We start from the raw sequence: 22,132 nt of genomic DNA, 5'->3' as shown, positions 1-22,132 counted from the left end.
TCGCCTCCGGTTGCCCCACTCGGGTAACCCCGGCGCCCCGCTTCGTCTTCCATAGCCATGCACCCACCGTCCCCGAACCGTGGGAACGCCGGTCCGGGACGGGTCGGGGCTTGGAATGGGCCGGAGTGGGGGCGTGACGGACGCGGACGGGTGAGATGCGCCACGTGAGCGGCAGTGTTCGGGGCGTGAGGGGCGTGAGGGGCGTGAGGGGCGCTGGGGGGTGTGAGGGGCGCGTCCCTCACGTCACTCCGGCAGCCGTGTGCCCCGGGGGAGGTGGATGCCGAAGGCGGCTGCCAGTACCCGGAGCACCTCGGCGCCGTCCGTCAGCTCCCGTTCCTCGCGGGTGCCGTCGTTCGCCTTGACCACGAGTGTGCGGCCGGTGAGGGACAGGTGGGCGTCCGGGGTGGTGCGCTGGACGTACACCTGGTGCTGGAACGGGGAGCGCGGGTTGGTCGCGATGTGCCAGTTGATGACCTCGTAGTCCGGCGCCTCGAACGGTTCCAGCGTGAAGGCGTACTGGGCCTCCCACCTCCCGTCGGCGGTCTGCGCCTGGAGCTCCCACTGCTCCAGCGGCCCGTCGTGCGGGGTGTTCACGAGCCGGTGGCGGCGCGGGGCGTCGTGCAGCTCCGCGTCCGCGGCCAGCGGGATCGGCTCCAGCAGCGCGCCGGAGGCGCCGAAGCCGACATCGGCCAGATACGGGGTCGGCTCGCCCGGCACCTCGGCCCGCATCAGCATGTGGGTGCGCGGCCGTACGTCCCCGGGCCCGGCCCCCAGCACGACCCGTGCGCAGAGCAGCGTGATCCTGAACCCGAGCGCGGTCAGCGCGGCGGCGAGCAGGGTGTTCTGCTCGTAGCAGTACCCGCCGCGCCCACCCCGTACGAGCTTCGCCTCCAGGTCCGCGAGCGCGAGCGAGGGCGCGTTGCCCAGAACGGGGTCCAGGTTCTCGAACGTGATGCCCAGTGCGTGGGCGCGGTGCACGGAGCGCAGTACCTCCCCGGTCGGCCGGCGCTCCCCGGTCCAGCCGATGCGGGCGAGATAGGCGTCGAGGTCGAGGCCGGGGGAGCTGCGGTGGCCGTGGTCGGCTTCGCGGTCGGATGTCATGCGCCGACCGTACGCAATCGGGTGGGTCACAGTGCCAGCAGGTCGACCACGCCCGTCGTGCTCTCGTTGCCGCGCCCGTCCGCGAGAAGGCGTTCCATCAAGGCCAGGTAAGGAGTGAGGAGTTCGGCGCTGACGCCCTGTTCTTCGGCCGTGCGCAGCAGGGTGGCGTTGCCCGCGACCTGCATGGCGAGGTTGGACACCACCCCGCGCGTGTAGTCCCCGTCGGCCAGTTGGGCGGCGGCCGCGTGCACGGAGGACGTCATGGCGACGAGCCAGTCGGCGAGCAGCGGGGCGAAGGCCGTCGGCTCGATGTTCTCCTTGCGGATCAGGGCGAACGCGTGCGAAACCCCGGCGAACATCCCGTTCATCGCACTCAGCAGCGCCACGTCGTGCAGGGCGGCGAAGCCGGCGTCCTCGCCGACGTAGGAGGTGCCGGCCGGTACGGCCAGGGTGTCGCGGTGGGTGTCGAAGAGGGCGCGGGAGCCGCTGTAGAAGACATGGGCGCCGGAGCCCGGGGCGCCGATCATCGGCGGGACCGCCATGATCCCGCCGTCCACGAAGCGGGCCCCGCGCTCGCGGGCCCGGACGGCGCGGGCGCGGGCCTGGGCGGGCGTGGAGGTGGTGAGGTCGACCAGGTCCTTGCCGGCCAGGTCGACGCCGGTCAGGGCCTCGTCGACCGAGGCGTCGTCGAGCAGGCAGACCACGACCAGCCTGCCGGCCGCCACCGCCTCTGCAGCGGACCCGGCGACGGCCGCCCCTTCGGCGGCGAGCGGCTCGGCCCTGCCGGGGCTGCGGTTCCAGACGGTGAGCGGATGCCCGGCGGCGAGCCAGGTGCGGGCGAGCGCGGTACCCATGGCACCGAGCCCGAGGAGAGTGAGCGGCGACTTCTCAATGGCGTTGTCGGTCATGCCGATTAGGCTTGTCGCAGGCCCGGAAGTGATCAAGTACGCACTTCGAAGTGGGTGGTTACCGCCGGGTGAGCGAGCAGGTGGGAGGGGTGGGCCATGGGTACCGTACGGAGGCCGGGGGCGTACGTCTGCGGGATCGACGCGGCGATGGATGTGATCGGCGGCAAGTGGAAGGTGCTGATCCTCTGGGCGCTCAATGAACAGGTGTGCCGCTTCGGCGAGCTGCGCAGGATGGTCCCCGGGGTGACGGAGAAGGTGCTCACGTCACACCTGCGGGAGCTGGAGGAGGACGGCATCGTGCACCGCGCGGTGCATGCGGAGGTGCCTCCACGCGTCGAGTATTCGCTGACCCCGCTGGGTGTCGGACTCAACGAGGCGCTGGGGCCGCTCGGCGCGTGGGGAAGGGAGAACATCCTTCAGGCCGCGGCGCCGCCCCGGCCGTGATGAATCAGGCCCGGGCGCGTCCCTATGTCTCGCGGGCCGCCATCAGCCGTTCCACGGCCTGTTCCAGTTCGACGATGCGGTCGGCGAGGTCGGCCCGGCCGGGGCTGTCGGCGTCTCGTAGCAGGAGTTCCGCCTGGGCGAGTTGGCCGGCGACCTCGGCGAGCCGGTCGGGCGCTTTTGGAGGTGCCGGGTGTTCCGCGGAGTCCGCAGGGTCCGCGTGGGTCGTACCGTACGACGGCTCGGTGGATGCGCGAGCCGGGTCGGGAGCGGTCGACGGGATCCCGGGCCGGCCGCCGTCGGCCGTCAGGAGGCGCTTCAACTGCTCGGCCTGGTCGACGAGTTGGCGTTTCTTGCGGTGCAGGTCGAGGAAGACGTTGACCTTGGTCCGCAGCAGCCAGGGGTCGAACGGCTTGATCAGGAAATCGGCGGCGCCGACCGTGTAGCCGCGGTAGGCGTAGTTCGGATCGACTGCGGCACCGGTCAGCAGGATGATCGGGACGTCCTTCGTCTGGTCGAGTCCCTTGATGTTGGCGGCGGTCTCGAAGCCGTTCATGCCCGGCATCATCACGTCGATGAGCACGACCGCGAACTCCTGGCGCAGCATCGCCTTGAGGGCTTCCTCGCCCGATTGTGCGCGGACCACTTGGGCCAGCGAGCCGAGCACGGCTTCGAGGGCGACCAGATTCTCCTCCATGTCGTCGACGATGAGGATGCTGGAGGTCTCCGACGCTTCGTCCCGTGTCGCCGTCATGATGGCCGCCCTGTCGCGTCGTTGTCGTCGTCCCTGTCGGTGGGGGTGCTGTCGTCGTCCTGGTCGGGGAGGATGTCGCTCCGGTCCCGGTCCGTGGAGCGGGTGTTGTCGGAGGGGCCGGGCCGCGGCTCCGGCGAAGTGCACTGCGGGTCGAGGAGCCGGCAGATCACGGACAGCAGGCGGTCGACGTCCACCGGCTTGGGGACGTAGTCGTTCGCGCCGCTCTCGATGGCTTTCTCGCGGTCACCGGGCATGGCCTTCGCGGTGAGCGCGATGACCGGCAGGTCCGCGAAACGAGGTGTGCGGCGGATCGCCGCGATCATCTCGTACCCATCCATTTCGGGCATCATGATGTCCATCAGCACCAGTGATACGTCAGGTGTCCGGTCGAGGACCTCAAGGCCCTCACGGCCGTTCTCCGCGTACTTGACGCTGATGCCGACGCGGCCCAGCACATGCGTCAGTGCGAAGACGTTCCGGATGTCGTCGTCGACGATGAGGATGCGACGGCCGGCCAGCACGCCGGCGGCGCGGCCGCTCAGCCAGTCCTTGAGCCGGGTCGTCTCCGGCCAGCTGACGCCGTCGTCGCCGCTGTCGGGCCGGGTTCCGGTGCCGGACAAGGAATCCTGGGTGCTGAGCGCATCGGCCTGCTCGGCTCCGGGCCGGGCCGCGGGCCTGCCGACCAGGCGGGTGGGTCCGGCGATGGCCCGGGGGGCGCCGCTCGCGGGACGCGGTTCGACCGCGGGGACGGCGTCGGAGGGCGGACTTGTGTAGTGCGCGGGGACGAAGAGGGTGAAGGTGGAGCCGACGTCCGGCTCGCTCTCGGCGATGATCCGGCCGCCGAGCAGGCCCGCCATTTCCCGGCTGATGGAGAGGCCGAGCCCGGTGCCGCCGTATTTGCGGTTGGTGGTGCCGTCGGACTGCTGGAACGCCTCGAAGATCGCGTCGAGCTTCTCCGGCGGGATACCGATTCCGGTGTCCTTGACGCTCATGGCGATGACGGCGTCGGCGTTGCGCAGCGTCTCCTCCTCGAAGTCCGAGGGCGTCGCGCGTTCGACGAGCAGTTGCACTCCGCCGGACGAGGTGAACTTCATCGCGTTGGAGAGGAGGTTGCGGAGGATCTGCTGGAGACGCTGCTCGTCGGAGAAGAGTTCGAGGGGTACGTCCTCGCCTACCTCGATGTCGAAGGACAGGCCGCGGTCCCGGGAGAGCGGCTGGAACGTCGCCCGTACGTAGTCGAGCAGCTTGATCAGCGGCAGCGTCTTGGGATGCACATCCATCCGGCCTGCTTCGATCTTCGACAGATCGAGGATGTCGTTGATCAGTTGCAGCAGGTCGGAGCCCGCCCGGTGGATGGTGACGGCGAACTCCACCTCCTGTGGGGAGAGGTGGCCGTCGGGGTTGTCGGCGAGCAGCCGGGACAGCACGAGGAGCGAGTTGAGAGGGGTGCGCAACTCGTGCGACATGTTTGCCAGGAATTCCGACTTGTACTGGGAGGACGTGGCCAGCAGTGCCGCCTTCTCCTCCAGCTCGGCGTTGGTGAGCTGCAACTCGTCGGAGCGCTTGCGCAGTTCGGCGGTGAGGCGCTGGGATTCCGAGAGGAGCGACTCGGTACGGGAGTTGGCGATGATGGTGTTGATGGAGACACCGATGGTGTTCACGAACTGGTCGACAAAAGCGAGGTGGACCTCGCTGAAGCGGCTGAACGAGGCCAGTTCGATGACTCCGAGCACCCGGTCCTCGAAGAGGATCGGCAGGATGACGACGCTGGCCGGGGGCGCGGCGCCGAGGCCGGAACTGATGGTGATGTATTCCGTGGGAACCGCCTCGATGAGGATCCGCCGTTTCTCCGTGGCGGCCTGGGTGATCAGACCCCAGCCAGGGGTGTCGAGGCTCATCCGGGTGCGCCGGCGGCGGCCTTCGGGCTGTCCGGTGCCGTAACCGGCCAGGAGCTCGAGGTCCTCGTCGGATGCCGCACCAGCCTGGGCCAGGAAGAACGCGCCGTACTGGGCGTTCACCAGAGGGGTCAGCTCGCGCAGGATCAGGTCGGCGACCTCGACCAGGTCGCGGTGGCCCTGCATGAGTCCGGCGATACGGGTCAGGTTGGACTCCAGCCAGTCCTTGGCGCGGGTGGTCTCACGGAGGTTCGCCACCATGAGGTTGATGTTGTTCTTCAGGGCGGCGACCTCGCCCTGGGCCTCCACCGAGATGGAGCCGGACATGTCACCCTGCGTGACGGCGCTGGCGACCTCGGCGATCGCGCGCACCTGGGTGGTCAGGTTCAGTGCCAGCTCATTGACGCTGGTGGTCAGGCCCTTCCATGTCCCGTAGACGCCCTCCACCCGGGCCTGGCCGCCCAGCTGCCCCTCGCTGCCCACCTCGCGGGCCACTCGTGTCACCTCGGAGGCGAACGCGGAGAGCGTGTCGACCATCGTGTTGATCGTGGACTTGAGTTCCAGGATCTCGCCGCGCGCGTCGACGTCGATCTTCTTCGACAGGTCACCCTCCGCGACGGCGGTGGCGACCTGGGCGATGTTGCGGACCTGGGAGGTGAGGTTGTCGGCCATGAAGTTGACGTTGTCGGTGAGGTTCTTCCAGACCCCCGAGACGCCGTGGACCTGGGCCTGGCCGCCGAGTCGCCCCTCGGTGCCGACCTCGCGGGCCACCCTGGTCACCTCGTCCGCGAACGCCCGCAGCTGCTGGACCATCGTGTTGACGGTGTCCTTCAGCTCCAGGATCTCGCCGCGCGCGTCGACGTCGATCTTCTTCGACAGGTCGCCGTTGGCGACGGCGGTGGTCACCTGGGCGATGTTGCGGACCTGAGAGGTCAGATTGAGCGCCATGCGGTTGACGTTGTCCGTGAGGTCCTTCCAGACCCCGGAAGCGCCCCTGACCTGCGCCTGACCGCCCAGGTTGCCCTCGGTGCCGACCTCGCGGGCGACCCGGGTGACCTCGTCGGCGAAGGCGGAGAGCTGGTCGACCATGGTGTTGATCGTCGACTTCAGCTCCAGGATCTCCCCCTTGGCCTCCACGGTGATCGTCTTGCCGAGGTCGCCCTCGGCGACGGCGGTGGCGACCTGGGCGATGTTGCGGACCTGGGAGGTGAGGTTGTCGGCCATGAAGTTGACGTTGTCGGTGAGGTCCTTCCAGACCCCGGACACGCCCCTGACGTGGGCGCGGCCGCCGAGCTGGCCCTCGGTGCCGACCTCGCGGGCGACCCGGGTGACCTCGTCGGCGAAGGCGGAGAGCTGGTCGACCATGGTGTTGATCGTCGACTTCAGCTGCAGGATCTCGCCCCGCGCGTCCACGGTGATCTTCTGACTGAGGTCGCCGTTGGCGACCGCGGTGGTCACCTGGGCGATGTTGCGGACCTGGGACGTCAGGTTGGACGCCATGAAGTTGACGTTGTCGGTGAGGTCCTTCCAGACCCCGGACACGCCCCTGACCTGGGCACGGCCGCCGAGCTGGCCCTCGGTGCCGACCTCGCGGGCGACCCTGGTCACCTCGTCGGCGAACGCCCGCAGCTGGTCGACCATGGTGTTGACCGTGAGCTTCAGCTCCAGCAGCTCGCCGGTGGCTTCGACCGTCACCTGCTGTGTCAGGTCGCCGCGCGCCACCGCCGTCGTCACGACCGCGATGTCCCGCACCTGCGCCGTAAGCCGGGACGCCATCGTATTGACCGCCTCGGTCACATGGAGCCAGTCGCCCGACAGTCCCTGCGCCTTCGCCCGGCCGCCGAGACGGCCCTCGGTGCCGACCTCGCGGGCGACCCGGGTCACCTCACCGGTGAAGAGGGAGAGCTGGTCCACCATGCGGTTCACACCGATGCCCAGGCGCCGCAGGTCGCCGCGGAGCTGGCGGCTTCCGTCGTGCAGATCGACGTGCTGGGTCAGATCGCCGTCCGCGACGGCGTCGAGCACCCGGGTGGCCTTCGCGACGGGCACCACCAGCGCTTCGAGCACCGTATTGGCGGCCTCGATGTTCGTCGTCCAGGTCCCCGAGCCGGGACTCGCCGAGATCCGCTCGTCCAGCCGTCCCTGCCGGATGATCTCGTGGCGTACCCGCTGGAGCTCCGAGGCGAGATGCGCGTTCCGCGCGACGATCTGCTGGAACACCCCGGCCATTTCGGCCGGCACCCCGTCCGGCAGGGTGGCTCCGCCCCGTCCCTCCGAGTCCTCCACTCGCGCCGTGAAGTCACCGTCGCACAGGGCCTTCATCGCGGCGAGCAACGGGCGCAGATCACTCGTACGAACCCACTGTCCGTCTTCTTCCGTGCCGGGCCGGGCCGGGGTCAGTGCCATGGAAACACCCTCCGCCCAAGATCCATCGGTGCTCACCAGAGGTTCATGTGGTCACGCATGTCATAGTATAAAGCGCACGAAAGTACTCTTTCTCGTGCGTATTTGGTGCATACGGGAGGAATAGTGATCCCGTTGTCCGTACACGCGAGCCAGTCCGTGTCCAGGAAGGGGCTGCCGGCGAACCAGCTGGCGGCCGCCCGGGCGCGGGAATTCGTGTGTGCGGCGCTCCATGGGTGGACGACGGACCTCGCGGACGGGCACGGGGGAGAGGCGTCGCCCACCGATGCGGCTCCCGACGCGGGCGCGGTCCCTGCTCCGGTGCCGGTCCCCGAGGAGATCGAGGGGCTCGTCGACGACGCCGTCCTGCTCGTCAGCGAACTGGTCACCAATGCCGTCATGTACGCCGGCACCGATATCGACGTGGTCTGCCGCCTGGAGCGGAACCCGGCCACCCGGGTGGGTGTCGTCGTGGAGGTCGTGGACCGTCACCCCTCCAGAGGGGTACGCGGCGGAGTGGACACCCGGCACGGCGAGCCCGGCTACGGCCTCCAGCTGGTGAACGCGCTCTCGGAGTCCTGGGGGGTGACCTACCGGCGGGCGGAGAAGAGGGTCTGGTTCCGGCTGGAGGTCGCGGAGAGACAGACACCTGCGACAGATCCGGCCTCCTCCGGGCCCGGTACCACCGAGCCCGGCAGCGACGCACGGTCCCATGACGCAGGGACCCCCGCACATCCGGCGCATGCCCACGGGTACGCCCCCGAGTGGGCCGACCGCGGCGGCCCGTCGTTCCTCGCCGAGACCAGCGAACTCCTGGCGGGCCAGCTCGACGAGGCCATGGTCACCGCGCTCGCGGCCCAGATGCTCGTACCCCGTCTCGCGGACTGGTGCGGCATCTGGCTCAGCACGCCGGGGAGGGGCCTGCAACTGTCCCGGGTCTGGCACGCCGACGAGCAGCGCATCGCTCCGCTCCGCGAGGAACTGGAACGGATTCCGCCGCCCGCCGCGCTCCGTAGCGGGGGTACCCCCTGGCCGTGGCCGGAGAGTGCCGGCGCCGACCGTGCGGGCGGGTCGGCGTTCGCCTTCCCGCTTGTCGTCCGCGACACCGACCAGGGCGTACTGCTGCTCGGCCGGGCCGGGCAGCCGCAGATGACCGACACCGTGGTGCGGATGGTGCAGGACGTGGCCCGCCGGGTCGCGCAGGCCGTGTTCACCGCCCGCCAGTACACCCGGCAGCGCAGGATCAGCACCGCGCTCCAGCGCAGGCAGCTGCCGGCGACGCTGGCCAGGATCGCCGGCGTCGACACGGCGATCGTCTACGAGCCGCACGGCGAGGGCCAGACCGTCGGCGGCGACTTCTACGACATCTTCCCGATGGGTGAGGACCGCTGGTGCTTCCTGCTCGGGGACGTGCAGGGAAAGGACCCGGAGGCGATGTCCGTCACCGGCCTGGCCCGGCACCTGGTGAGGCTGCTGGCGCGCGAGGGCCATGGCGTTGAGTCGGTGCTCGGCCGGCTGAACGTCGCCATGGCGGAAGACAGCGCCGAGGCATTCGCCCTCGGCGCCGAGCAGACGGGCTCCCGCTTCCTGAGCCTGCTGTACGGGGAGTTGATGGTCGACCCGGGCGTGGCCGGAGCCCGCTGCACGGTCGCCAGCGCAGGTCATCCCCCGCCGCTGCACATGTTCGCCGACGGCAGGGTGGAACCGGCCTCCGAACCCCAGATGCTGCTCGGCATCGATGAGGGCGCCGAATTCCGGGCCGGCACCTTCCGCCTCGCGCCCGGCGAGACATTGTTGTGTGTGACCGACGGCGTCACCGAACGCCGCTGCGGCAACTGGCAGTTGGACGACAACGATGGCCTGGCCGACGTGCTCCGGCAAGGTATGGGGCTGGGCGCGAAGGCACTTGCGGAGCACGTACGGCGCGCGGCGCACGACTTCGGGGTGGGGCCGGTCGAGGACGACCTCTCGGTCATGGTGCTGCAAGCGGTGGCGGGGGACTTCGGTGAGCGGCGGACTCGAACGTCGACCCGGGCGGACAAGGCCTGATACCGGCGGCCGGACGCAATCCGGGTGCGGCGGCGAACCGCGCTCCGGCACACTGCGCTGGTGAACGCAGCCCCATACCCGTCGCCGCAGGTGCGGGCCCTGAGCCATGTCGGGTCCCGGTCCGCGGGCAGGCCGCTCGACCCCACCCTGCCCCTGACGCTGAACTTCCATCCCGACCGAATGGCGGGCGGCCGGCCGATCCTGGTCCGGCTGGCCGAGGACGGTGTCTACCGCTCGCAGTTCGTCACAGGCACCAGCAACGGCGGGCTGACCGCGCATCCGGGCGGTGACCGGTGGCGCTGGGAGAGCCGGATCTTCGACGGCGCGTATGACGGCGCTCCCGCCGAACAGCGGCCGGTGTACGGGGCGTTGAACTTCCGACGCAGAGCCGTCGGCGCGGCACCGAGGTTCGGGTCCTCGCACTTCCGGCTGACCGCGGAGACACTCCCGCGTGCCACGTTCTGCTACCCGGACAGCGCTGCCGAGCCGACGGACTTCGGCGTCGCGTCCGGTATGCACCTCATCGAGCTGGCCGAGGCCGACGACCGGGACGCGATCGACGACTACATCGAGGCGCAGATCCATGGCCCGGTCGTCCTCGACCGCCATGTCGAAGCCCTGGTGCTGGACCCCAGCTACCGGTTCACACCCGTCGAGGCGGCGGCTCGCCGGCTCCCCTGCCGTACGGAGTGGCACGCCGGATTCCGGCTGACCGTCGAGCAGTTGCGGCGCCACCCCGGCTACCGGGGTGCGGAGTCCGTCGATCTCGGCGCCGAGATCGCACAGGACGGCATGCTCGACCCCCGCATCGTCGGAGATGCCGCCCGCACCGGCCGGTACGAACTGCAGTCGCTCAAGATGGTCTGGCACTGCCTGGCCCGCTTCGGCGCACCGCCGCATCCGACCCGACCGATCCGGGCACAGAATGTCGGGTCCGCCGGGGTGCGTGCTTCCTAACGTGAGTGCTCGTAAGGGAAGGAGTCCGGGGTGCTGGAACGGCTGAACCAGGCCATGGAGCACATCGAGTGCCGCCTCGACCAGCGGATCGACGCGGCCGGGCCGGCGCGGATCGCGCTGACGTCGGAGTACCACTTCCGGCGGATGTTCTCGGCGTTGGCCGGGATGCCCCTGTCGGAATACATCCGGCGCCGGCGGCTGACGCTCGCGGGTGCCGAGGTGCTGGCAGGGGAGCGGACGCTGCTGGAGATCGCGGTGCGCTACGGCTACACCTCGGGGGAGGCGTTCGCGCGGGCGTTTCGGGCCATGCACGGCGTCGGCCCCGGCGAGGCCAGACGGACCGGTGCGGCTCTGCGGTCCCAGCCCCGGATGTCCTTCCACCTCGTGGTCGAAGGGAGCAGCAGCATGCGGTACCGGATCGTGGAGAAGGAGGAGTTCCGTGTGGTCGGGAAGAAGGCGCGGGTTCCGCTTGTGCACGAGGGGGTGAACCCGGCCATCGCCGAGTTCATCCGGGGCATCGGACAGGAGACGGTGCGGCGCATCGCGGAACTGTCCGACCAGGAACCGGAGGGGATCGTCTCGGTGAGCGACAACCTCGCCGACAGCCGGGCGGAGGGGACCGAACTCGACTACTACCACGCCGTGGTGACCGGCGGGGCCGTGCCCGAGGACCTGGACGCACTGGTGGTCCCGGCGGGCACCTGGGCCGTCTTCGAGAACTCCGGGCCCTTTCCGCAGGCACTTCAGTACCTGTGGCGGGATGTGTTCACCCGGTGGTTCCCGTCCAATCCGTACCGGAGCAGGCCCGGTCCCGAGATCCTGCGCACCCGGGTGTCGCAGGGCGCCGCGCAGGCCGAAGCGGAGCTCTGGATCCCGGTGGAGCGGACCACGGCCTGAGGCCGGGGGCTCGGCCCGGACGCCTTGAGGCCGAGGGGCCTGAGACCCGATGGCTTGAAACCGCCCCTTGTGGGGGCCCCTGCCGTGCGCCAACATGCGCATGTCAAACCGAAGGAACTTCGGTAGCAGGGGCCGCTTGGGCCCTGCACAGGTCACTGGAGGGGACCCCCACATGAAGAAGCCTCTCGTCGGCGCGCTCTTCACCGTTCTGCTGCTCGGGGCGGGAATCGCACCCGCGACCGCGGTTGCCGGCCACGACGTGGCAGCGGCCGGCACCGTCAAGACGAAGCTCACGCCCAAGGCGGTCAACTTCGCCGGGACCGTCGCGCTCAGCAACTGTTCCGGCTCCGTCGTCCGTACGCCCGGCTCCCAGCCCACCGACCCCGCGCTCGTGCTCTCCAACGGGCACTGCATGGAGTCGGGATTCCCGGGGCCGGGAGAGGTCGTGTTCGACCAGCCGTCCACCCGTAGCTTCACCCTGCTGAACGCCTCGGGCAGCGGAGTCGGCACCCTGCGGGCGAGCAAGATCGCATACGGGACGATGACCGACACCGACATATCGGTGTACCAACTCACCCGCACCTATGCCCAGATCGAGAGCAGCTACGGCATCAAGGCGCTGGAGCTCAACACCGCGCACCCGGTCCAGGGCACCGCGATCACGGTGGTCTCCGGCTACTGGAAGCGCACGTACGCCTGCAATGTGGACGGTTTCGTCTACCGCCTCAAGGAGGGCGAGTGGACCTGGAAGGACTCGGTCCGCTACACCTCCGCCTGCCAGACCATCGGCGGTACATCCGGCTCCCCGGTGATCGACAACGCGACCGGCAAGGTCGTCGCCGTCAACAACACCGGCAACGAGGACGGGCAGCAGTGCACGGACAACAACCCGTGCGAGGTCGACGAGAGCGGCAATGTGACGGTGCGCCAGGGCATCAACTACGCCCAGGAGACCTACGGCATCGTGCCGTGCATCGGCGCCGGCAACAAGTTCGACCTCAACCGGCCGGGATGTGCCCTGCCCAAGCCGTGAGTTAGACCGACCGGCACATGGGGGGCGGCGTCGCGGGGCTGGGCACGCACACCTGCGGCGTTGTCGTCGGTCAACAACTCCCCCATAGCCCTGAAGGCATGGGGGGACCCCCTTCGCGTTGCCTCCCTCCTGCGCCTTGCAGCTGCACGCGCCCAGCCCCGCTCCTTCTCCCACCCCCCATGTGCCGGTCGGTCCTGGTGAGCCACGCCGCCGCCGCGATGCCGACCGGGCACCGCGGCGGCGACGCGCGCTCGTGGGCTCACGGCGCGCCCGTACGCCGGATCGACGCCTCGATCCCGTCGAGCAGCACATCGAGTCCGACGGTGAACGTCTCCCGCGCCTCGCGTTCCAGGTACGGCATCGCCTCCTCGCCGGGGATGGTGGGCGGCTGCTGCGGGGTGCCCTCGCTCTCCATCGCGCTCAGGCTCGGATAACGGTCCGTGAAGTCGGGCGCCACCTCGCCCAGCAGCGCCGAGCGGGCGAACCACCACTCCTCGTCCGACTCGCCCGTCACCGCCGCGGCCTGCCGCGCCTCGGCGACCGTCCCGGCGCAGCCGCGGACGAAGTGGGTCAGCGTGCCGACCAGCCGCCGCAGGAGCGGGGCGTCGAGCCCGGTTCCGTTCAGCAGGCGTACGAGCGTGTCCAGGCCGGCGTACTCGTGCGGGCCGAGGACCGGGCGGGCCTGGGAGACCTGGAGCACCCAGGGATGGCGGAGGAGGAACGCGAGCGTGTCCCGCGCCCAATCGGTCAGTCCCGTACGCCAGTTGTCGATGCCGGCGTACTGGGTGGGCAACTCGGCGTGGACGGCGTCATACATCAGGTCCAGCAGCTCGCTCTTGCTGGGGACGTAGGTGTAGAGCGCCATCGCCGTACGGCCCAGCCGCTCGCCCACCGCGCGCATCGAGAGCGCGGCCATGCCGTCCTCGTCGGCGACGGCGATCGCGGCGGTCACGATCGCATCCACGCTCAGCCCCGGCCTCGGGCCCGGCCCGGGGCCGGGGCGCGGCTGCGCCGGCTGCTCGGCGCGCCACAGCAGGGACATCGAACGGCGGGCGTCGCCCTGTCCGGCAAAGACCACCACTTGCGACTCCTTACGCCATAAAGTAACTTCGCCGAGGTAATTCCTTACGGCATAAACTATCAGTCGCAGAGAGTGGGTGCCGCGATGGGGCAGGCATTGCCCGTGTCGTACGTACGGGTCGTGGGCGTGGAGCGGATCACCCCGCGGACGGCACGCATCACCTTCGCCGGGGACGCGCTGGCAGAGCTCATGGAGGACCGGCCCGACCAGCAGATGAAGCTCTGCTTCCCGGGGGAGGGGCAGCAGGTGCCCCGGCTGCCGGAGCCGGACGCCGACGACACGTACGGCATGCGGTGGTACGAGGCGTACCTCGCGATCCCCGAGCCCGAACGTCCGCTGATGCGGAGCTTCACGGTTCGCGCGTACGACCGACGGCTCGGCCTGATGGCCGTCGACTTCGTGCTCCATGGCGACGAAGGACCCGCCGCCCGATGGGGCCGGGACGCGCGCCCCGGGGACGTCCTCGGCATGGTCGGCCCGTCGTCGATGTACGCCCGGCCGCTGCCCGACGCCGACTGGCTGCTGCTGGCCGGGGACGAGACGGCGCTCCCGGCGATCGGGACGCTCCTGGAATCCCTCCCGGCCGGGGCACGGGCGGTGGTGTACGCCGAGGTGGCCGACGAGGCGGAGGAGCAGGTGTTCGACTCGCCCGGCGAGGTGACCGTCCACTGGGTGCACCGGGACCGGGGCGAGACGTTGACGGACGCGGTGAGGGGCGCCGGACTGCCCGCCGGGTCCGGTGCGGCGTGGCTGGCCGGCGAGGCCGGGGCGGTGCGGGCCCTGCGCCGCCACCTGGTCGAGGAGCGCGGACTGCCCAGGGCCGCCGTGGAGTTCAGCGGATACTGGCGGGCGAGCCTCACCCAGGACGACGCCCCGACCGAGGAGGACCTGGCCTGGGCGAAGGAGCGGGCGGCGGAGGACCGGGACCCGTCCTAGTGCTCCCGCGGCTCCCGCTTCGAAACACTGAGGCCCGCCGACGGCGACGGGCCTCACGAAGGGGCCGCCATCGACCGGCGGAGTCGACGGCCCGGCCCCTTGCGCGTGGAAGCCGCTTACGGCCTGTAGATCAATGACACGCCGATTCCGTTTCTGCGCCTGCGACGTGTGCTAGGAGCTGCTGACCTGGGATGACGTTGCGCCGAGCAGGCGCCGAGGTCTGCACTACCGTGGCGTAAACCCGTGTGTGTCCGGAGACGCGCCCTCACTTCGTCACAGCGTTCAACGCGTTCACGATCCCCCGCCCGTAGAACCCGTTGTGGTTCTTCGGCCCCTTGCACACGGCGTCGATCTTGCCGTCGGAGTCGATGTCGTACGGATTCGTGCACGGCGTGGCGTCGGCCTCGGAGTACAGCAGGGCCTTCACCTGGCCGGCGGTGGCGTGCGCATGCGTCGACTTGATGAGGGCGGCCACCCCCGCGACGTGCGGGGACGCCATCGACGTGCCCGACTTGAAGGCCCACTTGCCGCCGGGCATCGTGCCGAGGATCCCAGCATCGCCGGCCGGCGCGGCCGGGGGCTGATAGAGGATGGAGTCGCCTCCGGGCGCGGCGATGTCCATGACGTTCAGACCGTAGTTGGAGAACGACGACTTGATGCCCTTCGCGCCGGTCGCGGCCACGGTCACCACACCGGGCAGCTGGGGCGGTAGGACCAAGCACTTGTGCGGGTCGATCACGCGGTCGTCCGGCGTGTCGTCGTTCGGGGAGGCGGGGTCGGTGAGGGAGTCCGCGTCCAGGTCGCGGCGCTCGTTGCCCGCGGCCGCGACGTTGACCGTGCCCTTGCGCTCCGCGTACCGCGAGGCCCGCGTGGTGGCGTCGACGAGTGCCCTCTGGTCCGGGTCGTCGAGGCAGTTGAAGTTCCAGGGGTCGGTGTAATAGCTGTTGTTGGTGACGTCCACGTGGTGTTCGGCCGCCCAGACGAAGCCGCAGACCACGGCCTCGGTGTAGATGTAGCCCGCCGGGGTGGACACCTTGATGCCGGCGACCCGCACGCCGGGCGCGACGCCGGTCATGCCGATGCCGTTCTTGGCTGCCGCGATCACACCCGCGACATGCGTACCGTGGGCGGCGTCCTCCGACGCGCTCGGCCGCCAGGCCCCGTCTGCGGTGTTCGGCTTGCCCGAGGCGCAGTTGACGGACGCCTCGCGGTTGAAGTTCGGGGCGAGGTCGGGATGGGTGTCGTCCACGCCGGTGTCGATGACGGCGACCGTGACGTCGCGGCTGCCTAGCGTCTTCTCGTGCGCCTTGTCCGCCTTGATGGCGGGCAAGTCCCACTGCGACGACTCCAGGGGGTCCTGGCCTTCGGCCGACTGAGCGCTCGCGACCTCCTTGGCGCTGAGCACCCGCGTCGCGCCGACCTCGGTCGTCGACTGCGCGGCAAGGGGCGCGTTGCGGGTGACGCCGGCCGACTGCACGCCCGGAACCCTGCGGACGGTCCGGGCGAAGTCGCGGTTCGAGGAGTGGACGACGATCACGCCGATCCGGTCGTACGAGATCAGGATGGTGCCGCCCGCGTCGGCGATGGCCTTCTTCACCGTCGTGGACGGGCCTTGTCCGGTGGCGACGTTGACGATGTAGCTGAGGGAGGTCGCGTCGGCCGTCGTGGCCGCCGTGGCCGTCGGGGCCGCCTCGGCCGCCGACGCCGTGACGTTGGGCAGGATTGCGAGGGCGGTCGCCGTGACCATCCCCAGCGGAAGGGCGACGAGGCGACGGGAGTACGTGCGCGGCGCTGTCATAGAGGTCTCCAGTTGGTTCGCGGTACGGGTGGTATGACGCGTGTGGAGACTCAACAAGTTGATCGACGGGGTCACTTGACTGTTCGCAGGGCGTTGACGATGCCGAGCCATGGAACCCGTTCACGCGCTCGCCACCCGTGCAGGTCGCGTCCACGACCCCGTCGCGGTTGTGGTCGTAGGGGTTCTTCGGCCCGGATCAGCGGGTGCGGCCCGCTCCCCGTACCGCTCGGCCCGCCAGTTCCTGGGTCCGGTGGCCGTCCTCGATGACGAAGCGGCCGTCGATCAGGACGTGCGGGATGCCGACCGGCAACGTACGCGGTTCCTCGAACGTGGAGCCGGCCGCCACCGTCGCCGGGTCGAAGAGGACCAGGTCCGCGCGGTAGCCCTCGCGTACGTACCCCCGGTCGGTCAGGCGCAGTCGTCGCGCCGGGCGGGAGGTGAGGTGGGCGACGCACTCCTCCAGTGACAGGATGCCCAACTCCCGTACGTACCGGCCGAGATACTGCGGGAACGTGCCGTACGCGCGCGGGTGCGGCTTGTCGCCCTGGAGAATGCCGTCGCTGCCGCCGGTGTGCACACGGTGGCGCATGATCTGCCGGACGTTCTCCTCGTGGCCCACATGCTGGAGGATCGTGGAGCCGAGCCGGTCCTCGATGAGCAGCCGGCGTGCGGTCACCCAGGGGGCCTCGCCGCGCAGGCGGGCGGACTCGGCCACCGTACGGCCGACATGGCCGGCGAGGCCGGGGGCGCTGACGCCCGAGATCTCGATCGTGTCCCACTCGATCGGTACGCCGTGGCAGCCGTCCGAGCCCAGCACCTCCATGTGGTGCCGGATCCGCTCCGCCGCCCTGTCGTCCGCGAGACGGGTGAGGACCGACTCGGGCCCGCCCTCGCTCGCCCAGCTCGGCAGCATAGCGACGAGGGTCGTGCAGCCCGGCGTGTACGGGTAGGTGTCGAGGGAGATGTCCGCGCCCGCGTCGAGGGCGTGGTCGAGCAGGGCGAGGAGGTCCGGTGCCCTGCCCTTGTTCACGCCGAAGTTCATGGTGGCGTGGGCGAGGTGGAGGGCGCAGCCCGCGTTCCTGGTGAGCTGCACCATCTCCTCGTACGCGCCGAGCGCGCCCGCCCCGTAGGAGCGGTGGTGCGGGCAGTAGTAGCCGCCGTACCCGGCCACCACCCGGCACAGTTCGGTGAGTTCGGCGTCGTTCGCGTACATGCCGGGTGTGTACGTGAGGCCGGAGGACATGCCGACGGCGCCGTCCGCCATGCCCTGGGCGACGAGCTCCTTCATCCGGGTCAGCTCGGCGTCGGTGGCCGGGCGGTCCTCCCAGCCCATCGCGTACATCCGGACCGTGCCCTGCGGGATGAGGTAGGCGGCGTTGACCGCGATGCCCCGGCCGTCGAAGTTGCGGTCCAGGCGGTCCAGGTACTCGCCGACCGTGCGCCAGTCGAAGTCGAGGTCCGAACCGTCGCCGTTCCAGCCGGTGATCGTCTTGCGTACCTCGGCGAGCGTGCGGTCGTCGACCGGGGCGTACGACAGGCCGTCCTGGCCGAGGACTTCGAGTGTGACGCCCTGTGCGGCCTTGGCGCTGTGGTCGGGGTCGCGGAGCAGCGCGAGATCGCTGTGCGCGTGCATGTCGATGAAGCCGGGGGAGAGGGCGAGTCCGTCGGCGTCGAGGGTGCGGCGGCCGGTGGGGCGCGGGCCGGGGGCGTGTTCGGGGTGGATCTCGGTGATCCGGCCGTCGCCGATGGCCACGTCTGCTCGGTGGGCGGGGGTGCCGGTGCCGTCGATGACGTGTGCGTTACGGATGACCAGGTCCATGGGGTGGGCCGCCTTTCGCCGGGATCAAGCCCCTCCGGCGATCGAGGAGCGGGTGTCCGGGGGCTCAGCCCCCGGACACGGGGAGGGACGGGCAGGTCAGAAGAACGTGCGGATGTAATCCGTGACCGTGCCGTCCGCCTCCACCAGCGGAATCAGCTGCCACTTGTCGAAGCTCGTGCACGGGTGCGACAGACCCATCCCCACCCAGTCACCCACCTCCAGCTCCGCGCCCGGCTCCGTACGCACCCACGTGTGCTGGTCCGACAGGCCGCTGACCGCGACCCCCTTCGCGGGCCGGACCGAGCCGTCGCGGCCGGACCGTACGACCTGCGCCTGCGGGAGGTCGAGGTCGTACGCCGCATCCCGCTTGCCCGCGTTGAGGAACGCCTGTTCGGGGGAGGGCCGGGAGACAACCTGGGCCCAGAGCCGGAAGGCGGGCTGCAGGGCCCCCTCCTCCGGGATGCGGTTGAACGGGGTGACGTGGCGGTAGCGACCGTCGTCGTGCGAGACGTACGCCCCCGAGCGCAGCAGTTTGAGCACCGGACCGGAGAGTTCCGGGATCTGTGCGAACACGTCCGCCACCGCGTCGAACCACGCACTGCCACCCGCGCTGATCACGATCCCCTCGTCGGCCGCCGACGCCGCGAACCGGCCCGCGCGGTCGAAGCCGACGGCCAGCGCGACGAGCCGGCGCAGCCACTCCCGTACCCGCTCGCCGGACGCGTCCGGCACCTCGCCCTCGTAACCGGCCACGCCCACCAGACGCAGCGTCGAGGTCGCGGCCACCGCGTCGGCGACCGCCACGCACTCGGCCTCGGTACGGACACCTGTACGCGCACCCTCGCCCGCGCCCAGCTCCACGACGACGTCGACCGGGCGGGAGGCGCCCGCCGCCCGCAGCGCCTGGTCCATCAGCTCCACGCCGCGCACCGAGTCGACGTAACAGATGAAGCGGAAGTCCGGGTCGGAGTCCAGCTCGCCGGCGAGCCAGCGCAGGGCCACGTCGTCGACGAGCTCGTTGGCGAGGAAGATCCGCCGGATTCCGTACGCCCGGTAGACCCGCGCCTGGTGCGGCACGGCCGCGGTGATGCCCCAGGCGCCGTGCTCCAGCTGGCGGGCGAAGAGCTGCGGGGACATGGAGGTCTTGCCGTGCGGGGCGAAGGCGAGCCCGTGGCGCTGTGCGTAGGTCTCCAGAAGGGCGAGATTGTGCTCGACCGACTCGGCGGACAGGGCGAGCACCGGGGTGGTGAAACCGCCCGTGAAGAGATTGCGCCGCTCGGCGGCGAGGGCGCCGACGGTCAGGCCCTCCGCGTCGGGCGGGAGCGCCTTGAAGCGGTGGTCGACCAGCTCGTCGGCAAGTCCGGCCGCAAGTTCGGCCACGGGACGGTCGGCGGCCAAGGGGGCCTCCTCAATCGAAGTGTCGTTGCAGCATGTGCAACACCCATTGCGCATATCGCTTAACGCTGTCTAACATCCGAGCCGACGCCGGGTCAATGCCGAGAGCCGGCAGCCGGCGCCGCACCACCCCGAACCACTGCCCCGACGCACCCGCCGTATCCGCCGATTCACGAACCAGCCGACCCCGCGAGGAGCCCCGAGTGTCCGGAACCCCGGCCAGGACCGCCGATGCCGCCCCGGCCGCCGAAGTCGTGTGCCTCGGCGAGTCCATGGTGACGTTCCTGCCGTCGCGGCCCGGACGCCTCGCCGACGTACCCTCCTTCGGCCGCGGTATCGGCGGCGCCGAGTCCAATGTCGCCTGCGCGCTCGCCGCCGCCGGGCACCGGGCGGCCTGGGTCAGCAGGGTCGGTGCGGACGGGTTCGGGGACCATCTCGTCGAGGCGGTCGCCGGCTACGGGGTCGACACCTCCGCCGTGCAGCGCGATCCGGCGCGGCCCACCGGGATCTACTTCCGTACGGCGACGGACCGGGCCGCCGATGTGCACGAGGTGGCGTACTACCGGGCCGGGTCCGCCGCCTCCGCGATGTCCCCGGACAACGTCCCGTACGAGGCGCTGTTCGCGGGCCGCGTCCTGCATCTGTCCGGCATCACGGCGGCGCTCTCCGCCGACTGCCTGGCCCTGCTCCACGACCTGACCGCCCCCCGGCCCGGACGCCCGCTGATCTCCTTCGACGTCAACCACCGGCCGGGCCTGTGGCGCGACGCCGACGCGGCCCCCGAGGTGCTCCTGGACCTGGCCCGCCGCTCCGACCTGGTCTTCGTCGGCGAGGACGAGGCGGAGGAGGCGTGGGGCGTGAAGGGCGCGGAGGCGATTCGCGCGGCATTGCCGGAGCCGGGGGTGCTGGTCGTGAAGCGCGGGTCCGACGGGGCGACGGTCTTCTCGGACACGGGCGAGGCCGACGACGTCACCACCGTCCCCGCCCTCCGGGTCGACATCGTCGCCCCCGTCGGCGCCGGTGACGCCTTCGCCGCCGGGTTCCTCTCCGCCACCCTCCGCGACCTCCCCCTACGCGACCGCGTCCGGCACGGCCACCTCATGGCCGCCGCAGTCCTCACCGTCCCCGGCGACCTCACCGACCCTCCGGCCCGCGCTCACGCCGACGCCCTTGCCGCACTGGACGCCGAGGCCTGGGGGAGACTTCGTCTCGGCCCCGGGTGGACGGGGGACGACCAGGAGGTACGTACGACGTGAGCGGGCGCAGCGAGCGAACAGACAAGAGGGGCGTCCCGGGCGAAGACCGGGCCGAGGGCAGCGAGGCACGCGTATGAGTCAGACCGTCGACCGGGCGCTGAGCATCCTGCCGCTGCTCGCGCAGGGGCCCGCCGACCTCGGGCAGGTCGCCGAGCGGCTCGGCGTCCACAAGTCCACCGCGCTGCGCCTGCTCCGTACGCTCCACGAGCACGGACTCGTCTACCGCCAGCAGGACCAGCGCTACCGCCTCGGCGCCCGCCTCTTCGCGCTCGCGCAGGAGGCCGTCGAGAACCTCGACGTACGGGAGATCGCCCACCCCCACCTCGTCGAACTCAACGAGAGCTGCGGCCACACCGTGCATCTCGCGGTGTACGAGGAGCACGAGGTCCTCTACATCGACAAGGTCGAGAGCCGCTACCCGGTCCGGATGTACTCGCGGATCGGCAAGCCCGTCGCGATCACCGTCGCCGCCGTCGCGAAGCTGCTCCTCGCCGATCTCACCGAGCCCGAGCGGCGCGCCATCGCCGAGAAGCTCGACTACCCCATGTACACGTCCCGTTCGATCCCGAACGCCGGTGCCTTCCTCAAGGAGCTCGCCGTCGTCCGCGAACAGGGCTGGGCCACCGACCTCGGCGGCCACGAGGAGTCCATCAACTGCATCGGCGCCCCCATCCGGGGTGCGGACGGGCGGGTCGTCGCCGCGATGTCGGTCTCCGCACCCAATGTCGTCGTCACGGCCGAGGAACTCCTCACCCTGCTCCCCCTGGTGCGCCGCACCGCCGACACCATCAGCCGGGAGTACTCCGGCACCAACCAACCCAAGAAAGCCTGAACAGCCATGACCGAGAAGATCGCCCTCACCCCGAGCACCCACACCACGCCGCCCGCGAAGTTCTCGCACGGCGTGAAGAAGGGGAACATCCTCCAGGTCGCCGGCCAGGTCGGCTTCCTCCCCGCCGTTGAGGGCCAGGCCCCGACCCCCGCCGGTCCGACGCTGCGCGAGCAGACCCTCCAGACCTTCGCCAACGTCAAGGCGATCCTGGAGGAGGGCGGCGCGAGCTGGGACGACGTGATGATGATGCGCGTCTACCTCACGGACGTGGACCACTTCGCCGAGATGAACGAGATCTACAACGCCTACTTCGGCGAGCAGAACCTCAAGGCGGCCCCGGCCGCCCGCACGACGGTCTACGTCGGCCTCCCCAAGGGCCTGCTGATCGAGATCGACGCGCTCGCGGTCCTCGGCTGAACCAGCTGATCCACTTGCCGCACCCGCTCCACCGCACCACCGCGCACGGCACGGCACCACCGCGCACGGCACCGCACCACCGCGCACGGCACGGCGCCCCGCACCACGGGAGCGCCGTGCCGCGCTCCCCCTACCCAAAATCCCTCTCCGGCAACGGAGT

17 protein-coding genes are annotated in these 22,132 nt (G+C 70.6%); 9 read left to right on the top strand and 8 right to left on the bottom strand.

Going from position 1 to position 22,132, the window contains the following annotated elements:
• Nucleotides 1-243: 243 nt before the first annotated feature.
• Together ACIPEK_RS12710 and ACIPEK_RS12705 are read right to left on the bottom strand one after the other, a co-directional pair.
• Nucleotides 244-1,101 (bottom strand): arylamine N-acetyltransferase, encoded by an 858-nt coding sequence (locus ACIPEK_RS12710; RefSeq protein ID WP_401994344.1) that lies wholly within the window; start codon nucleotides 1,099-1,101, stop codon nucleotides 244-246.
• A gap of 26 nt (nucleotides 1,102-1,127) precedes the next feature.
• Entirely contained in the window at nucleotides 1,128-2,009 is an 882-nt protein-coding gene (locus tag ACIPEK_RS12705; RefSeq protein WP_401994341.1) for an NAD(P)-dependent oxidoreductase, read from the bottom strand.
• 96 nt (nucleotides 2,010-2,105) lie between these two features.
• On the opposite strand from ACIPEK_RS12705, the gene ACIPEK_RS12700 reads away from it, so the two are divergent.
• Nucleotides 2,106-2,453 carry a winged helix-turn-helix transcriptional regulator gene (locus ACIPEK_RS12700; RefSeq protein WP_401994338.1) on the top strand — a complete coding sequence of 116 codons (348 nt, stop codon included), beginning with the start codon at nucleotides 2,106-2,108 and terminating at the stop codon, nucleotides 2,451-2,453.
• 22 nt (nucleotides 2,454-2,475) lie between these two features.
• On the opposite strand, the gene ACIPEK_RS12695 is transcribed toward ACIPEK_RS12700, so the two are convergent.
• A complete protein-coding gene (locus tag ACIPEK_RS12695; RefSeq protein WP_401994335.1) occupies nucleotides 2,476-3,204 on the bottom strand; it encodes a response regulator in 729 nt (242 codons plus the stop codon).
• Nucleotides 3,201-7,505, bottom strand: a complete 4,305-nt coding sequence (locus ACIPEK_RS12690) for a HAMP domain-containing protein (protein WP_401994332.1) — start codon at nucleotides 7,503-7,505, stop codon at nucleotides 3,201-3,203. The genes ACIPEK_RS12695 and ACIPEK_RS12690 overlap by 4 nt, the downstream gene beginning before the upstream one ends.
• Nucleotides 7,506-7,628: 123 nt before the next feature.
• On the opposite strand from ACIPEK_RS12690, the gene ACIPEK_RS12685 reads away from it, so the two are divergent.
• The 4 genes from ACIPEK_RS12685 to ACIPEK_RS12670 all read left to right on the top strand — a co-directional run bounded on the left by ACIPEK_RS12685 (nucleotide 7,629) and on the right by ACIPEK_RS12670 (nucleotide 12,438).
• Nucleotides 7,629-9,551 (top strand): SpoIIE family protein phosphatase, encoded by a 1,923-nt coding sequence (locus ACIPEK_RS12685; RefSeq protein WP_401994329.1) that lies wholly within the window; start codon nucleotides 7,629-7,631, stop codon nucleotides 9,549-9,551.
• A 60-nt stretch (nucleotides 9,552-9,611) separates the two neighbouring features.
• Entirely contained in the window at nucleotides 9,612-10,508 is an 897-nt protein-coding gene (locus tag ACIPEK_RS12680) for a DUF3626 domain-containing protein (RefSeq protein ID WP_401994326.1), read from the top strand.
• Between the two features lie 30 nt (nucleotides 10,509-10,538).
• Nucleotides 10,539-11,405 carry a GyrI-like domain-containing protein gene (locus tag ACIPEK_RS12675; protein ID WP_401994323.1) on the top strand — a complete coding sequence of 289 codons (867 nt, stop codon included), beginning with the start codon at nucleotides 10,539-10,541 and terminating at the stop codon, nucleotides 11,403-11,405.
• Nucleotides 11,406-11,577: 172 nt separating this feature from the next.
• Nucleotides 11,578-12,438, top strand: a complete 861-nt coding sequence (locus ACIPEK_RS12670) for a serine protease (protein ID WP_401994320.1) — start codon at nucleotides 11,578-11,580, stop codon at nucleotides 12,436-12,438.
• A gap of 259 nt (nucleotides 12,439-12,697) precedes the next feature.
• Here the strand turns inward: ACIPEK_RS12670 and ACIPEK_RS12665 are convergent, their stop codons facing one another.
• Nucleotides 12,698-13,519 (bottom strand): TetR/AcrR family transcriptional regulator, encoded by an 822-nt coding sequence (locus ACIPEK_RS12665; RefSeq protein WP_401994317.1) that lies wholly within the window; start codon nucleotides 13,517-13,519, stop codon nucleotides 12,698-12,700.
• Nucleotides 13,520-13,603: 84 nt separating this feature from the next.
• On the opposite strand from ACIPEK_RS12665, the gene ACIPEK_RS12660 reads away from it, so the two are divergent.
• Entirely contained in the window at nucleotides 13,604-14,455 is an 852-nt protein-coding gene (locus ACIPEK_RS12660; protein WP_401994314.1) for a siderophore-interacting protein, read from the top strand.
• Between the two features lie 265 nt (nucleotides 14,456-14,720).
• Here ACIPEK_RS12660 and ACIPEK_RS12655 read toward each other — a convergent pair whose 3' ends face one another.
• The 3 genes from ACIPEK_RS12655 to ACIPEK_RS12645 all read right to left on the bottom strand — a co-directional run bounded on the left by ACIPEK_RS12655 (nucleotide 14,721) and on the right by ACIPEK_RS12645 (nucleotide 19,524).
• Nucleotides 14,721-16,253, bottom strand: coding sequence for a S8 family serine peptidase (locus tag ACIPEK_RS12655; RefSeq protein WP_401994311.1), 1,533 nt, complete (start codon nucleotides 16,251-16,253; stop codon nucleotides 14,721-14,723).
• A gap of 196 nt (nucleotides 16,254-16,449) precedes the next feature.
• Nucleotides 16,450-18,072, bottom strand: coding sequence for an amidohydrolase family protein (locus ACIPEK_RS12650; RefSeq protein ID WP_401994308.1), 1,623 nt, complete (start codon nucleotides 18,070-18,072; stop codon nucleotides 16,450-16,452).
• Between the two features lie 96 nt (nucleotides 18,073-18,168).
• Nucleotides 18,169-19,524 carry an amino acid deaminase gene (locus ACIPEK_RS12645; RefSeq protein WP_401994305.1) on the bottom strand — a complete coding sequence of 452 codons (1,356 nt, stop codon included), beginning with the start codon at nucleotides 19,522-19,524 and terminating at the stop codon, nucleotides 18,169-18,171.
• Between the two features lie 146 nt (nucleotides 19,525-19,670).
• On the opposite strand from ACIPEK_RS12645, the gene ACIPEK_RS12640 reads away from it, so the two are divergent.
• The 3 genes from ACIPEK_RS12640 to ACIPEK_RS12630 all read left to right on the top strand — a co-directional run bounded on the left by ACIPEK_RS12640 (nucleotide 19,671) and on the right by ACIPEK_RS12630 (nucleotide 21,972).
• Nucleotides 19,671-20,723, top strand: a complete 1,053-nt coding sequence (locus tag ACIPEK_RS12640; protein WP_401994302.1) for a sugar kinase — start codon at nucleotides 19,671-19,673, stop codon at nucleotides 20,721-20,723.
• Between the two features lie 73 nt (nucleotides 20,724-20,796).
• Complete coding sequence (locus tag ACIPEK_RS12635) at nucleotides 20,797-21,555, top strand: IclR family transcriptional regulator (RefSeq protein WP_327273255.1); 759 nt, start codon at nucleotides 20,797-20,799, stop codon at nucleotides 21,553-21,555.
• 6 nt (nucleotides 21,556-21,561) lie between these two features.
• Nucleotides 21,562-21,972 (top strand): RidA family protein, encoded by a 411-nt coding sequence (locus ACIPEK_RS12630; RefSeq protein ID WP_093897317.1) that lies wholly within the window; start codon nucleotides 21,562-21,564, stop codon nucleotides 21,970-21,972.
• Nucleotides 21,973-22,132: the final 160 nt, after the last annotated feature.

The sequence above is a fragment of the Streptomyces sp. NPDC088246 genome (assembly GCF_044741025.1).
In the GTDB taxonomy this organism is placed as follows: Bacteria; Actinomycetota; Actinomycetes; order Streptomycetales; family Streptomycetaceae; genus Streptomyces.
The sequence above is the reverse complement of the archived record's forward strand: the minus strand, read 5'-3'. Positions and strand labels throughout refer to the sequence as shown.

Coding starts and splice junctions, on each gene's coding strand:
- ACIPEK_RS12710 (WP_401994344.1), bottom strand. CDS start 1,101: ATGACATCCGACCGCGAAGCCGACCACGGCCACCGCAGCTCCCCCGGC.
- ACIPEK_RS12705 (WP_401994341.1), bottom strand. CDS start 2,009: ATGACCGACAACGCCATTGAGAAGTCGCCGCTCACTCTCCTCGGGCTC.
- ACIPEK_RS12700 (WP_401994338.1), top strand. CDS start 2,106: ATGGGTACCGTACGGAGGCCGGGGGCGTACGTCTGCGGGATCGACGCG.
- ACIPEK_RS12695 (WP_401994335.1), bottom strand. CDS start 3,204: ATGACGGCGACACGGGACGAAGCGTCGGAGACCTCCAGCATCCTCATC.
- ACIPEK_RS12690 (WP_401994332.1), bottom strand. CDS start 7,505: ATGGCACTGACCCCGGCCCGGCCCGGCACGGAAGAAGACGGACAGTGG.
- ACIPEK_RS12670 (WP_401994320.1), top strand. CDS start 11,578: ATGAAGAAGCCTCTCGTCGGCGCGCTCTTCACCGTTCTGCTGCTCGGG.
- ACIPEK_RS12660 (WP_401994314.1), top strand. CDS start 13,604: ATGGGGCAGGCATTGCCCGTGTCGTACGTACGGGTCGTGGGCGTGGAG.
- ACIPEK_RS12655 (WP_401994311.1), bottom strand. CDS start 16,253: ATGACAGCGCCGCGCACGTACTCCCGTCGCCTCGTCGCCCTTCCGCTG.
- ACIPEK_RS12650 (WP_401994308.1), bottom strand. CDS start 18,072: ATGGACCTGGTCATCCGTAACGCACACGTCATCGACGGCACCGGCACC.
- ACIPEK_RS12645 (WP_401994305.1), bottom strand. CDS start 19,524: ATGCGCAATGGGTGTTGCACATGCTGCAACGACACTTCGATTGAGGAG.
- ACIPEK_RS12635 (WP_327273255.1), top strand. CDS start 20,797: ATGAGTCAGACCGTCGACCGGGCGCTGAGCATCCTGCCGCTGCTCGCG.
- ACIPEK_RS12630 (WP_093897317.1), top strand. CDS start 21,562: ATGACCGAGAAGATCGCCCTCACCCCGAGCACCCACACCACGCCGCCC.